At 41.7% G+C, this 14877-nt stretch carries 11 protein-coding genes; 10 read left to right on the top strand and 1 reads right to left on the bottom strand.

Annotated features, from left to right (window positions below):
* Positions 1 to 91: 91 nt before the first annotated feature.
* The 10 genes from GXK58_RS17710 to GXK58_RS17665 all read left to right on the top strand — a co-directional run bounded on the left by GXK58_RS17710 (position 92) and on the right by GXK58_RS17665 (position 12494).
* Positions 92 to 1807, top strand: coding sequence for a GMC family oxidoreductase (locus GXK58_RS17710; protein WP_160724501.1), 1716 nt, complete (start codon positions 92 to 94; stop codon positions 1805 to 1807).
* A gap of 72 nt (positions 1808 to 1879) precedes the next feature.
* Positions 1880 to 2227: an ASCH domain-containing protein gene (locus tag GXK58_RS17705; RefSeq protein ID WP_160724500.1), complete on the top strand. Its 348-nt coding sequence runs from the start codon at positions 1880 to 1882 to the stop codon at positions 2225 to 2227.
* Between the two features lie 126 nt (positions 2228 to 2353).
* Complete coding sequence (locus tag GXK58_RS17700; RefSeq protein WP_160724499.1) at positions 2354 to 4087, top strand: ABC transporter ATP-binding protein; 1734 nt, start codon at positions 2354 to 2356, stop codon at positions 4085 to 4087.
* Positions 4088 to 5938: an ABC transporter ATP-binding protein gene (locus tag GXK58_RS17695; RefSeq protein WP_160724498.1), complete on the top strand. Its 1851-nt coding sequence runs from the start codon at positions 4088 to 4090 to the stop codon at positions 5936 to 5938.
* A gap of 181 nt (positions 5939 to 6119) precedes the next feature.
* A complete protein-coding gene (locus tag GXK58_RS17690) occupies positions 6120 to 7325 on the top strand; it encodes an MFS transporter (RefSeq protein WP_160724497.1) in 1206 nt (401 codons plus the stop codon).
* 311 nt (positions 7326 to 7636) lie between these two features.
* On the top strand, positions 7637 to 8809 hold the full coding sequence (locus tag GXK58_RS17685; protein WP_160724496.1) for an ABC transporter substrate-binding protein: 1173 nt from the start codon (positions 7637 to 7639) through the stop codon (positions 8807 to 8809).
* Positions 8810 to 9160: 351 nt separating this feature from the next.
* Complete coding sequence (locus GXK58_RS17680; RefSeq protein WP_160724495.1) at positions 9161 to 10039, top strand: branched-chain amino acid ABC transporter permease; 879 nt, start codon at positions 9161 to 9163, stop codon at positions 10037 to 10039.
* A 17-nt stretch (positions 10040 to 10056) separates the two neighbouring features.
* Positions 10057 to 11031: a branched-chain amino acid ABC transporter permease gene (locus tag GXK58_RS17675; protein ID WP_160724494.1), complete on the top strand. Its 975-nt coding sequence runs from the start codon at positions 10057 to 10059 to the stop codon at positions 11029 to 11031.
* Positions 11006 to 11785 carry an ABC transporter ATP-binding protein gene (locus GXK58_RS17670; protein ID WP_160724493.1) on the top strand — a complete coding sequence of 260 codons (780 nt, stop codon included), beginning with the start codon at positions 11006 to 11008 and terminating at the stop codon, positions 11783 to 11785. The genes GXK58_RS17675 and GXK58_RS17670 overlap by 26 nt, the downstream gene beginning before the upstream one ends.
* A gap of 1 nt (position 11786) precedes the next feature.
* Positions 11787 to 12494: an ABC transporter ATP-binding protein gene (locus GXK58_RS17665; RefSeq protein WP_160724492.1), complete on the top strand. Its 708-nt coding sequence runs from the start codon at positions 11787 to 11789 to the stop codon at positions 12492 to 12494.
* A gap of 423 nt (positions 12495 to 12917) precedes the next feature.
* On the opposite strand, the gene GXK58_RS17660 is transcribed toward GXK58_RS17665, so the two are convergent.
* Positions 12918 to 14726 (bottom strand): TIGR04190 family B12-binding domain/radical SAM domain protein, encoded by a 1809-nt coding sequence (locus tag GXK58_RS17660; protein ID WP_160724491.1) that lies wholly within the window; start codon positions 14724 to 14726, stop codon positions 12918 to 12920.
* Between the last annotated feature and the right edge of the window lie 151 nt (positions 14727 to 14877).

Below are 14877 nucleotides of genomic sequence, written 5' to 3'. Positions count from 1 at the left end.
TGCAGCCAGACACTAGAAAAGCGGAAGCGCCTTGCCCAGGGGTGGCATCTAATAGAGGAATGCATTTATTTTTAAAAAAGAAGGTGGAAATATGGCCAGAAAGCTGCCAAAAGTTGATGTTGTAATCGTGGGTGTTGGTTGGGCAGGAGGAATCATTGCCAAAGAATTGACAAAAAAGGGATTAAAGGTTGTCGGATTAGAAAGAGGAAAAGAACGGAAAACAGAAGATTACTTTATGATCCATGATGAATTACGCTATGCCCTTCGCTATGAGCTTATGCAGGACCTGTCTAGAGAAACGATAACGTTTAGAGGCAATGAAAAAATTCGTGCCCTGCCGATGCGGCAATATGGTTCGTTTTTGCTTGGCGATGGCTTGGGCGGGTCTGGGGTCCACTGGAACGGGCAAACGTTCCGCTTTTTGCCTTACGACTTTGAAATCTACAGTAAAACCGTTGAACGGTATGGGAAAAAGAAAATTCCTGCCGATATGAATCTTCAAGATTGGGGTATTACATACGATCAATTGGAGCCATATTACGACCGATTTGAAAAAACGGCAGGCATTTCGGGGGAGGAAAATCCACTCGCTGGAAAACGCTCGGATAAATATCCGACCCCGCCAATGAAAAAGACACCTGCGATTCAGATGTTTGAGAAGGCCGCGAAAAATATGAAGCTCCATCCCTATATGATGCCATCAGCGAACCTGTCGGAGTCTTATAAAAATCCCGATGGTATTCAGAGGGCAGCCTGTCAATATTGCGGTTATTGTGAACGGTTTGGCTGTGAGTACGGTGCAAAGGCAGATCCGGTTGTGACGGTCATCCCTGTTGCTAACAAAACAGGAAACTTTGAAATCAGAACCCATTCCAATGTAAGAAGGATCTTAAAAACAGGTAACAAAGTAACAGGGGTCCTGTACACAGATGTGACGACTGGTGAGGAAATTGAGCAGCCTGCAGATATTGTGGTGATGACTAGCTATGTATTTAATAATATTCGCCTTCTATTAATGTCTGGAATCGGCAAGCCGTATGACCCGAATACAGGAACGGGTGTGATTGGGAAAAACTATGCCTATCAAGTTATTAAAGGGAATGCGATTGGCTTTTTTGATGATAAAGAATTTAGTACCTTTGCAGGTGCTGGATCACTGGGAATGGTTTGTGACGATTACAATGGCGATAATTTTGACCATAGTAATGTGAATTTCATCCATGGCGGGATGATTTCATTAGCGCAGACTGGTTTAAGGCCGATTCAAAACAATCCTGTTCCAAGTGGTAAGCCGACTTGGGGCAAAGAATTCAAGGCCAATTCCGTTAAATATGCGAACCGCTTTTTATCTGTTGCTTCTCAAGGTTCTTCGATGCCGTTTAAGCGTCATTTTCTTGATTTGGACCCAACCTATAAAGATGCCTTTGGCGATCCGCTCATCCGCATCACGTTTGATTTTGAGGAACAAGACCGGCAAATGTCTAAATTTCTTGCAGATAAATGTGCTGATATCTTAAAGGAAATGGGTGCAGATCATATTGATTCAATGAAGGATTTAGGTCCTTATGATATAACTACTTATCAATCCACCCATAATACGGGCGGTGTAATCATGGGAGCGGACCCAGCGACATCGGCAGTAAATAACTACTTGCAAATGTGGGATGTTGATAACCTATTTGTCATTGGTGCCTCTGCATTCCCGCATAATTCCGGCTATAATCCAACAGATACTGTCGGAGCCTTAGCCTACCGTGCGGCCGAAGGAATCTTGAAATATCGAGATAAAGGCGGACAAGTAGTTTAACAGTGCTCTTAGTGGATTTAACTTTAAAGAAAGTGTTAATATGGAAAATAAAACAAAGGGAGAGAAATTGAAATGACAAACCAAAATGAAAACGCTGCATTACCGCCGAAAACCTGTTCAATTGAACGGTTAGTAACCATGGAAGAAGATGTAAAAAAGGTATTGGCTGGTGAAAAGACAGCAACAAGACGGAACGGACGCTATGCCGATCCAGGTGAAATCATGACCCTTGAAGGCCGTCAGTTTGTAGTGGATAAAGTATATTCACAGAGCCTTGGCGAGTTAACAGATGATGATGCCCGCCGCGAGGGCTTTAACACGGTGGAAGAATATAAACAATCCATTCTTGCCTACCATCCAGGGATGCCATGGCTGCCGCAGATGCGTGTCTGGGCCCATGAATTCCGCCCTTTAGATTAATAGTAATTTGGTCCATTTTCTTAGAAATGGACCATTTTTTTATGCAGCACACCTTATTAATTGTTTTAATCCGGTAATCGAAATTATAATAGGTTTAATAATGCTGCTAAGGATTAGGTGATAGCAATGAAGTTTTTATCAAAATACGCAAAAAAATATTGGAAGTCTTTTAGCATTGCTGTCCTATTCCTCACCTTCGAAGCAATAAGTGATTTGATGCAGCCGACGATCATGGCAAAAATCATCGATGAAGGTGTGGCAAACCGAGATATTCATTATGTGTTGAAAATGGGCGGTTTGATGCTCTTGATCACCTTCTTTGGTGCGATTAGTGCCTCAACACGCAGTATAATGGCCAGCATTGTGTCACAGAACTTTGGAACAGAACTTAGAAGTGATCTGTTTAAAAAAATTCAAACGCTTTCCTTTAAAAATCTTGATAAGTTTAACCGTGCTTCGTTGATCACACGTTTAACCAACGATGTGACACAAGTGCAAGTGTTTGTAAATGGATTAATGCGGATCTTCGTTAAGGCCCCGCTTGTAGCAATTGGCGGCCTTGTGATGGCCGTACGTCTAAATCTGCACTTATCAGTTGTCCTAGCTGTGGTTGTGCCCATAGTCGCACTATTAATTGTGCTTAACTTGCGTTTCGGCTTTCCCCTCTTTTCTAAAGTGCAGCAGGCTTTAGACCGGGTGAACTCCTCATTGAGGGAATATTTATCAGGTGTCCGTGTCGTTAAGGCCTTTAACCGTTTTGATGTTGAAATGAATAAGTTTAATAGTGCCAATGACCATTTTAAAGAGCAATCGATCGCCGCAGGGCGCCTGATGGCTACATTCAGTCCGCTGATCATGCTGACGGTGAATCTGGGAATTGTGGCCGTCCTTTGGATTGGCGGCTTAGGGGTGGAATCAGGCCAGATTCAAGTAGGCCATATAATCGCCTTTATTAATTATATGACGCAAATTTTATTTTCTCTTATGATGATTTCGATGGTTTTTAATATGTTTGTCAGGGCAAAGGCATCTGCGGTCCGCATTAATGAAGTTTTTTTACAAGAGGATGGTTCTATAGAAAAGTCGGGTGCTGTACTGCCGCCGCACGGCCAAGAGACAGGGAGAATTGACTTTGAAGATGTCACCTTTTCCTATGAAGGAACACAAGGAGAACCAATCTTAAAACATATAAATTTAACGATTCTTCCAGGGGAAACGGTTGGGATTATTGGTTCGACCGGATCAGGAAAGAGTACACTTGTCGGGTTAATTCCCCGTTTTTATGATGTGACGAGCGGAACGATAAAAGTGGATGGCCAAGATATCGCTCTTCAGGATCCAGAGAAGCTTAGGGATAAAATTGCGATTGTTCCGCAAAAAAATATTCTCTTTACCGGTACGGTTGGAGAGAATATCCGCTGGGGAAAAGAAGATGCAACGGACGAAGAAGTAAGGTCGGCCGCAGCGATTGCCGGTGCCGATGACTTTATTGCCGCATCGCCAGAAGGCTATGAAACAAAAATCGGGCAAGGCGGGGTTAATTTTTCAGGAGGACAAAAACAGAGGATTTCAATTGCCCGGGCCTTAGTAAAAAAACCTAGTATATTAATCTTAGATGATAGTACGAGTGCAGTCGACGTCGCCACGGAAGCCAAGATTAAAGCCGCCCTGAAAAAATACGCCCAGGGTCTTACATGTTTATTGATTGCTCAGCGGATTACCTCAATTATTGATGCAGATAAAATTGTAGTCTTAGACCACGGCGAACTTGCCGGTGTGGGAACGCATCGTGAACTCTTGGAGCAATGCCAAGTCTATCAGGAAATTTATCAATCACAGATGGGCAAGGAGGTTTTGTAAATGGCAAAGGGAAATGAACAAACTCAAAATACTCCTCCTCCCCTAAGGCCTGGTGGAGCTCATCATCTCCGCGGTCCTAAGGTTAAACCCAAAAACTTTAAGGGTACATTAAAACGTTTATGGCAGTACTTCGGTAATGAGCGGAAAATGCTGAGTGTTATTTTTGCCTTTATTATCGTTGATGCAGTCCTTATGCTGATTGCCCCATTTTTGATTGGTAAGGCTGTGGATGCTATGAGTCTTCAATCAGGGAAGGTTGATTTCAATCTGCTAGAAATCATGATTCTGGTCTTGTCTTTTGCTTATGTGGCTGATGCAGGACTTACCTTTTTACAGGGCTGGCTGATGGCTGGTGTGGCGCAGCGTGTGGTAAAACGTCTGCGCGGGGCTATTTTTCAAAAACTGCAAAAGCTGCCCGTTGCCTTTTTTGACTCTAGAACACATGGGGAACTGATGAGCCGGCTTTCAAACGATGTAGATAACGTCAGTAATTCCATCTCCCAGTCGACGACGCAATTAATGTCCGGATTGATTGTCTTAGTCGGGTCTTTGATTATGATGGTTTACTTAAGTCCTTTGTTAACGGCAGCAAGTCTTATAACTGTACCGCTTGTTTTTTTATTAACCAAGACCATTGCTAAGCGGACGAGTGTATTATTTAAAAATCAGCAGGTTCAGCTTGGCCAATTAAATGGGCATATTGAAGAAACCATCTCCGGGATTGAGGTCGTAAAGGCCTTCAATCATGAAAGACAAGTGATTGAAGAGTTCGAAACAGTCAATACCAAGCTTCGTGATGTCGGCCTTAAGGCACAAATATGGTCCGGTTTTTTAATGCCGATTATGAATGTCATTAATAATCTTGGCTTTGCGATCGTGGCAGTTATTGGCGGGATCCTCGCGGTAAAAGGGCTGGTTACGGTTGGAGCGATTGCTAGTTTCATTACATATTCAAGGCAGTTTGTCAGACCGATGAATGACATTGCCAATATATTTAATGTCTTACAGTCCGGTGTAGCAGGAGCTGAGCGGGTCTTTGAAATTATTGATGAAAAAGAAGAACCAGCCGACAGCCCCGGATCGGTTGAACTTAAGAATCCAAAAGGACATGTGGTCTTTGAGAATGTCAGCTTCGGCTATCGGCCGGATGTTTCAATTATAAAAAATGTCAGCTTTGAAGCAAGGGTCGGTACAAGTATTGCCCTGGTTGGTCCGACAGGTGCCGGTAAAACAACAGTAGTCAATCTGCTGACTAGATTTTACGATGTAACTGAGGGGCGGATCCTGCTCGACGGCCGGGATATCCGTGACTACACAAGAGATAGTCTCAGGAGATGCTTTGGCTTTGTCCTTCAAGATACGTATTTATTTTCCGGGACGATCAAGGAGAATATTAAATATGGAAATCCTGGAGCTTCAGATAAGGAAGTAGTACAGGCAGCGAAGATGGCGAATGCTGATGTATTTATTAATCGCCTGCCAGACAAATATGAAACCGTGTTATCGGAAAACGGCGGAAACCTTAGTCAGGGACAGCGTCAGTTGTTAGCCATTGCCAGGGTCATTTTAGCAAGACCGGCACTGCTGATCCTAGATGAGGCAACGAGCAGCATTGATACGAGAACAGAGCTTCATATTCAGGAGGCATTACTTAAATTGATGGAGCAGCGAACGAGCTTTATCATTGCCCACCGCTTAAATACGATTCGTGATGCTGATACAATTATGGTGATTGACAATGGACATATCATTGAAAAAGGAAGCCATGAAGAGTTAATAAACGCCGAGGGCCGATACTATCAGATGTTTTTTAATCAATTTAAAAATGTCGAAGGTGCTCTTCATTTGTAGAGTGCCAGTTGGCAGGAGACTTGAGAATGCAGGACATAAGCATTCTCTTTTTTTTATATAACTAATGACAAGTGTCATGACAACTGATAGAATACCTATGTTTAGTTATATAAAAACCAATACCTAAATCAGCGGTGGTTGGGGAATAATGTAAATACTTGTTGCATATAGGGGGTTCTACATGAAAAATCAGAAAGAAATGTCCACAGGGAAACTTCTGGGAATTGCCGGAATGGGCTGGATGTTTGACGCCATGGATGTGGGGATGCTCAGTTTTATTATCGCGGCGTTAAAAGTAGAATGGAATCTGACTCCGGGAGAAATGGGCTGGATCGGCAGTGTTAATTCGATCGGGATGGCTGTTGGTGCACTTATCTTTGGTATAATGGCAGACCGGATCGGCCGGAAAAATATTTTTATAATTACCCTGCTGTTATTTTCTATAGGGAGCGGTGCATCGGCGTTTACTACGTCACTAACGGCCTTTTTAATCTTTAGATTCTTTATTGGAGCTGGTTTAGGCGGGGAGCTTCCGGTTGCTTCAACCCTGGTTTCAGAGAGCGTTTCAGCTGATAAGCGCGGCAGGATCGTCGTCTTACTAGAAAGTTTTTGGGCTGGAGGCTGGTTGATCGCTGCGGTCATATCCTACTTTATTATTCCGAAATTTGGCTGGCAAATCGCTTTAATCATCAGTGCTATTCCGGCGTTCTATGCTTTATATCTACGTATGGGACTCCCCGATTCACCTCGCTTTACTGCAGTTAAGGAAAAGCAAAAGGTCTCTGCGTTTGAAAGTTTGAAGAAATTATTTTCGAAGGAATACGGACGCCAAACGGCCATGCTTTGGATTGTCTGGTTTTGTGTGGTCTTCTCCTATTATGGCATGTTTTTATGGCTGCCAAGTGTGATGGTTATGAAGGGATTCAGCTTAATTAAGAGTTTTCAGTATGTATTGATCATGACCTTAGCGCAGCTGCCAGGTTATTTCACAGCTGCATGGTTTATTGAAAAATTAGGCCGGAAATTTGTGTTAGTCATTTATTTAGTAGGAACGGCAATCAGTGCTTATCTCTTTGGCTCAGCAGACACGACGGCAACCTTAATGATTGCTGGCATTTTGCTATCATTCTTTAATCTTGGTGCTTGGGGCGGTTTATATGCATACTCTCCAGAGCAGTACCCAACCATAATCCGTGGAACAGGTACAGGCATGGCGGCTTCCTTTGGCCGGATCGGCGGGGTGCTTGGACCGTTGTTAGTTGGTAGTCTAGTAGCCAGGAACGTACCGATTTCAACCATATTCATGATTTTCTGTATTTCGATCTTAATTGGTGCGTTTGCCGTCTTTATTTTAGGAAAAGAGACGAAAAATAAGGAATTAGTATAATAATCTTCGACAAGGGGTTCCAAAATAAGGAATCCTTTTTTCGCCTTAACGAACAAATAAATGTATTTAACGAAAATATTAATAACAGTTTACTTTCGAGAAAGAAAAGATAGACATCATCACTGTATTGTAATAAAGCGTTTTTGGATAAAAAAGCGTTTTAATTTTCTTACTCTTTAAATTATTTTAAAATAACTGTATAATAGGACTAGACGAACCCCTAAATATTATGTACAATGTTTTCAGAATATTATAGAATTTTAGACGTATAGGCAAAGGGTCTTGGGCATTTTAAACTAGGGGGTAGTTGAATGAGGAAAAAGAAGTTAGCCGGAATCTTTATGTCCTTTATGGTAGCAGCAGGTGTGTTGGCAGGTTGTAATTCAAGTACTAGCGGAAGCGATGAAAAAGAAGGCACCATTAAAATCGGTGCTAACTTGGAACTCTCTGGTGGAGTTGCCTCATATGGCCAGTCAGCAAAAGAAGGTATTGAACTCGCGATTGAGGAAATAAACAAAGAAGGCATCGATGGCAAAAAACTAGAATTAGTGACAGTCGACAACAAATCTGATGCAGCCGAAGCAACAAGCGGTGCCCTAAAATTGGCTACACAGGATAAAGTAGTGGCTATGATTGGCGCTGCAACAAGTACAAACACCCTTGCACAAGTACAAATTGCCCAAGATAATAACATTCCTTTAATTACACCAACGGCGACCAATGCTACAATCACGTTTAAAGATGGGAAATTAAATGACTTTGTCTTCCGTACATGTTTTATAGATCCATTCCAAGGAACGGTTGCAGCAAACTTTGCGACGAATGATTTAAAGGTAAAAACGGCTGCTGTTCTTATTGACAGTTCAAGTGACTACTCGAAAGGTCTTGCGTCTGCTTTTAAAAAGGCATTTAAGGATAATGGCGGAAAAATTGTCGCTGAAGAGGCGTATGTGGCAAAAGATACAGACTTCCATGCTACCCTGACACGCATTAAAGCGGCAAATCCTGATTACGTATTCCTGCCTGGATTCTATGAAGAGGTTGGTTTGATTGTTAAACAGGCTCGTGAGCTTGGTATAACTGCACCATTTATGGGCGGCGACGGCTGGGACTCTCCTAAACTAGTAGAAATTGCCGGAACTGACCCGCTGAAGAATACCTTTATAACTAACCACTATTCTTCAGGTGATAGTGACAAAAAGGTTCAAGATTTTGTCTCAGCATTCAAAGCAAAGTATGATGATAAATCACCGGATGCCTTCAGTGCCCTGGGATATGATACAGTCTACTTCCTTGCAGATGCGATAAAGCGTGCGGGAAGCAGCGACCCTAAGAAAATTCAAAAGGCGCTAGAAGAAACAGATGGCCTCGAGCTTGTATCAGGGAAAGTGAAGCTTGATAAGAATCACGATCCAATTAAAGCGGCCGTTATTTTGGAATATGTAAATGGCCAACAACAATATAAAACAAAGGTTAACCCGTAACAAGAAAAGCGGAGGCGCCTAGGCGCTGAAGCTGGACAAATTTGGACAAATCATAGTTTGCCAAGGGATAGGGAGCGTTGACGTTCCCTATTCCAATTTATTAGAGGATTATAAGTTAATCACAGAGGCTGTATAAAATAGAATATTTGAATTCTAATGAAGTTGATTGGAACGGAAGGCGCGAGACTCCTGCGGGAGTACGGAGCAGGGAAGACCCCGCAGGCGCAAAGCGCCGAGGAGGCTTCCCGGACCGCCCGCGGAAAGCGAAGCGCCTGGAGTGGAAATCAACAGCAATTTAAACACAGCTCTTAGAAAAAGAAACATAGGAGTTCATCAGAAGGAGTGTAAACAATGGAGTTAATACAGCAGCTTGTGAATGGAATATCCTTAGGCAGTATTTATGCATTGATTGCTTTAGGATACACAATGGTCTACGGTATTGTTAAATTAATTAATTTTGCCCATGGAGATGTCTTCATGGTCGGTGCATTTATTGGATTTTATTCTATTACTGTTCTACATGTAGGATTTTTCCCGGCTTTACTAATATCTATGGTGGTATGTGCCATCTTTGGTGTATTAATTGAGCGGATTGCGTACAAGCCGCTTAGGAATGCAACGAGAATCGCTGCCCTTATTACAGCGATTGGCGTATCACTGTTTATCGAATATGGAACCATATATGTCCGCGGGGCACAGCCTGAAGCCTATCCAAGCGGATTAGTACCTTTAAAGAGCATTGAGATCTTAGGTGTCAAAATTAGTGGACAGTCAATCCTGATTCTAGGAACATCGATCGTCCTGATGATTCTTCTTCAATTCATTGTTCATAAAACCAAGATTGGGAAGGCTATGCGTGCCGTGTCACATGATATGGATGCAGCTAGACTAATGGGGATTAATGTAAATAATACAATTTCAGCTACCTTTGCTATCGGCTCTGCCCTTGCTGGTGCTGCCGGTGTTATTTTTGGAATGTATTATACAAAAATTGAGCCGTTGATGGGAATTATCCCAGGTCTGAAAGCCTTCGTTGCTGCCGTTTTAGGCGGAATTGGAATTATCCCTGGCGCGATGACTGGCGGATTACTTTTAGGCGTTATTGAAGCACTTGTAAGTGCGGCAGGTTACTCCTTATGGCGTGATGGTGTCGCGTTTGTTGTATTAATTTTAATCTTAATTTTCCGCCCGGCAGGTTTATTTGGTAAAAATGTCAGGGAAAAGGTTTAGGGGGAGGCTCGAGAGCGATGAACATTTTAAGACAAGCAAAGTTTTTCTGGACCTCCATCGTTTTAGCCGTTGTTTTTGCAGTGGTTATGCAATTTTTAATTGTCGGTGGTTCGATCAACCAATTTTATGTGAATACATTATTTTTCATCGGTATTAATATCATTCTTGCAGTTAGTTTACATTTGATTATCGGTATTACAGGGCAGTTCTCGATTGGACATGCCGGATTCCTGGCAGTTGGTGCTTATGCATCTGCAATTATGACAATGAAATTAAGCATGCCATTCCCGGTAGCGCTTGTAACTGGCGGAGTAGTTGCGGCATTGGCAGGTCTTATTATTGGGATTCCAAGTTTAAGATTACGAGGCGATTATCTTGCTATTGCTACACTAGGTTTCGGGGAGATTGTTCGGATTGTCTTTTTAAATATGGATTATGTCGGCGGAGCAAGCGGTATGACCGTGTCTCATTTAACCACATGGCCATGGCTGATTGGCTGTGTGATTGTAACAATCCTAGTCATAGTTAACTTTACTAACTCTTCACATGGAAGAGCATGTATTTCAATTAGAGAGAATGAGATTGCGGCTGATGCGATGGGAATCAATACGACTTATTACAAAGTAACAGCTTTTGCGCTTGGTGCCTTTTTTGCAGGTATCGCTGGTGCCTTATATGCGCACAACTTTTATATTATCCAGCCAACCAACTTCGGGTTCTTGAAATCATTTGATATCTTAATCTTTGTTGTTCTTGGCGGCTTGGGAAGTTTGTCAGGTGCGGTAATCGCTGCAATTCTGTTAACGATTATTTCAACTTATCTGCAAAGCTATCCAGAAATCAGAATGGTTATTTATAGTTTAGTATTAATTGTTATGATGCTTTATCGTCCACAAGGGTTACTGGGCACTAAAGAAATTACCTCATTCTTTAAATTGGGTAAATCGGATAAAGGAGGAATCCAGCATGACAGAAAAAAACCAGTTGCTTAAAGTAGAAAATGCCGGTATCCGATTTGGCGGTTTAAAGGCTGTTTCAGATGTCAATTTGGAATTGAAAAAAGGAGAGCTTGTCGGTTTAATTGGACCGAACGGCGCGGGGAAAACCACATTTTTCAACCTGCTGACAGGGGTTTATGTACCAACAGAGGGGAGTATCTCTCTTGATGGAGAAAAACTAAATGGACAAGCTCCTTATAAAATAACAAAAAAGGGAATCAGCCGGACATTCCAAAACATTCGCTTATTCAACGAGTTATCTGTTTTGGATAATGTTAAAGTAGCTTACCATTCACATGCTAAGCACTCCATTTTTAGTTCAATTTTACGTCTTCCTTCCCATTTTTCAGGAGAAAAGGAAATGGAAGAAAAGGCAATTGAATTTTTGAAAATCTTTAAACTTGATAATGTATTACATGAAAAGGCAAAGAACTTACCATACGGCCAGCAGCGCCGTTTAGAAATTGCCCGTGCCTTAGCGGCGAATCCAAAGCTTTTGCTGCTTGACGAGCCGGCAGCCGGGATGAATCCGCAGGAAACAGAAGAATTGATGAACTTAATCGCGTTAATCCGTGAAAAATTTGATCTTACGATTCTGCTGATTGAACACGATATGCTCCTTGTTATGGGCGTTTGTGAACGAATTTATGTCCTAGACCATGGTCAATTGATCGCCAATGGTACACCAGAACAAATCAGAAGTAATCCAAAAGTCATCGAAGCGTATCTTGGCGAGGAGGTCTCTTAAAATGCTTAAAATTAATGACATCAATGTTTATTATGGGAATATCCACGCCTTGAAGGGAGTTTCTCTTGAGATTAATCAAGGGGAAATCGTTACTTTGATTGGGGCAAATGGTGCGGGAAAAAGTACGCTGTTACAGACGATCTCTGGATTATTGAAACCAAAAAAAGGTGAGATCATCTTTGAGAATGAACATGTAGCAGGAAAAGTGGCTCAATCGATCGTAAAACGAGGGATCTCACATGTTCCAGAAGGCCGTCGTGTCTTCGCTAATATGTCAGTAGAAGAAAATCTTGAATTGGGTGCTTACCTGCGAAAGGATAAAAAGGGAATCAAGGAAGACTTTGAAAAGGTCTATCAGCTCTTCCCTCGCCTCGAGGAACGCCGTAAGCAGTTATCTGGTACTTTATCTGGCGGAGAGCAGCAAATGCTTGCCATGGGCCGTGCTTTAATGGCAAGACCTCGTTTATTATTGTTGGACGAGCCTTCCATGGGTCTTGCGCCGCTATTAGTAAAAACGATCTTCAATATTATTGAGGAAATCAACAAAACGGGAACTACGATTCTGCTTGTTGAACAAAATGCTAACATGGCATTATCGATTGCGGATCGTGCGTATGTGATTGAAACAGGAAAAATTGTTGCTTCAGGATCCGCAGATGAACTGAGCCAAAGCGACCAGATTAGAGCGGCTTACCTTGGCGGGCATTAATTTAAAAAGAGTCTGCGTGCCGAAATGATAGCATTGTTGGCATCGTTATTGGTATATTAAAAGTGAAACTCGTCATAATTGACGAGTTTCTTTATTAGGAATACAAAAACCTTATTCATATCGAGCAACCAGCAAAGTAAAATAAGCGGAGAACTTCCGACTATATGAAGAATGGAGCTCATTTTGGGGTATTTAAGGGTCGATTTTCCGGTTATGCAAGCAAAATTCCCCCATTTTCGGATTTATCTAGTCAATAGGCGGAATTTCTCCGTCTATTTAAGCCTTTTTTAATAAAAATTACTAGTTAAGCGGAATTCCTCCGTCTATTAATCAGATCGGGTGCTTACCCTTATTCCCCAACAGATAAATTGCGTACCCTCTTGATTCTAGATGCGTGAATCAGCAGCCTTTTATCCAACGGCATTATCCCTTTATTTTTCGATATTCTGTATCGATTTTAAATTGATGGCGGCGCTCAGGACTGAAGAAATGTCTGATCTTGTTTGCATAATCCTCATATAACTGCTCCATTCCAACTAAGGCCAGAGAAAAGAAGTTGGCATAATTCTTTTGTACTTCCCACTTCAATTCATTTTTGCCGCAGATACTATACTTATTCAACTCCTCAATTTCTTCTTGGATTTTTGCTAATTCGACTGCCTGCTCTTCTAATGGAAGGGAAAGCACATGATCGATCTTGGTGATATATTCCTTTGACTTTTCAATTTTCTCTTTGATGTCAAAGTAATCTTCTTTACTGATTAAATCGTATTCTAATTTAAAGTCATTAAGCCGTTCAGCTGCTTCATAAGTCGAATTGACAATATCATCCCTTGTCATATCCTTGGTTTCATAACTGAGCATATGCTTCCAGGATGGCTGTGTGATGGCTTTCCGATGATCCTCAAGAGTGTGGCAGTGTTTTTTATAGCCATGAATTTCCGGATGTTCAAAGGCCGGACTGGCTGGATCAAGGAATGGTGCCAATGGTGCCACAAAATAAAAGATTCTTGGATCCTTATGGCAGGCTAAATGAATCGTTTCACAGAAGTCAATATTTTCTACTGCGCTTAAGTAGGTTTGACCGGGAATTCCTACCATAAAGAACAGATCAATCTTTTTACAGCCATTTTTCAAGGCAAAATTAAGGGTCTCGATCACCTTCTCATTGGTGCAGCTAAATTTGCCATTATAGCGTCTGATTTTCTCATCATGCGCTTCCAAGGTAATTTCAATACTATATTTTGGAACACTTTCGTTCATCATTTGAAAGAATTCTTCATCCGCATATTGGAATAATTCAAAGACAATTTCATTTTTTAAATTCAATTCTTTTAACCGGCTGAAAAACTCTTTTACATATTCCCGCCCGCCTTGGCGTAAGTCGTGCAAAATAAAGATGGGTGCCCGGCTGAAGCGTGAGATAAATTGAATGTCCTCGACAAGCTTTTTTGGCGAACGTAAGGCGAGAGAATTCCGATTACAGTTTTGGTCATAGGCTTCCCTTGAGCCTCCGCAAATTAAACAGTTCTGCGTACATCCTCTAGCGGTCAAAAGGGCCGTGTTGGGATATTGCAGCCAGCCGTTGTATGGCAGCGGATCAAGGAAATTCCGATATTTAAATACGGAACGGATCGTGTAGCGGTAGCCTGGGACGTCAATATCATCTAAATCCTTAGGAACATAGGTAATTGGATTATATCCATAGTTAGTTCTCTTTTTCCAAGTAAGGTTTGGTATGTCAGCATAGTGGGTATTACCTGACTCAATCTTGTTCATTAGTAAAAGCATAAGCTTTTCGGTCGAGTCACCCCGCATCACAAAATCGATAAATGGATATTCAATTAGTTCTTTATGATAATAGGTAGCGGATAATCCGCCAAAGATGATCGGCGTCTCAGGATGAAGATGTTTAACTACCTTAGCGAGTTCAATACTGCCGTGTGCATGCGGAAGCCAGTGCAAGTCAATTCCGAATGCCTTTGTGTTAATTTTTCGAAGTTTGGCTTCTACATCAAATTTTTCACTCATCAGCATCCTGTTTGCTATATTGATAATTTTTACCCTAAGGCCATACCTCTCTAAATAGTCGGCAATACTTGTCAAGCCAATCGGGTACATTTCAAAGACAGGTGAGGATGGAACCACATCACTTATGGGACCGGCTAGTAAAGAATTTTTCCGGAAATCATATACACTTGGAGCGTGCAGTAAGACTAAATCGTATTTCATTTGAGTTCACCTCAAGGATAATATAAGGAGTTTTTCTATTTTCATATAAAAAATGAACATGATATCAAAACTAAAATGTGAGGGTTTTCACAAAAGTTTATCCAATGATAACGGGGCATCTGCCCTTTCTCATCATAGTAATACCAGTTTG

Origin of the sequence: Bacillus sp. USDA818B3_A (assembly GCF_009928415.1) — a bacterium.
Classification (GTDB): domain Bacteria; phylum Bacillota; class Bacilli; order Bacillales; family Cytobacillaceae; genus Neobacillus.
This window is presented reverse-complemented; position numbering and strand designations above follow the sequence as displayed.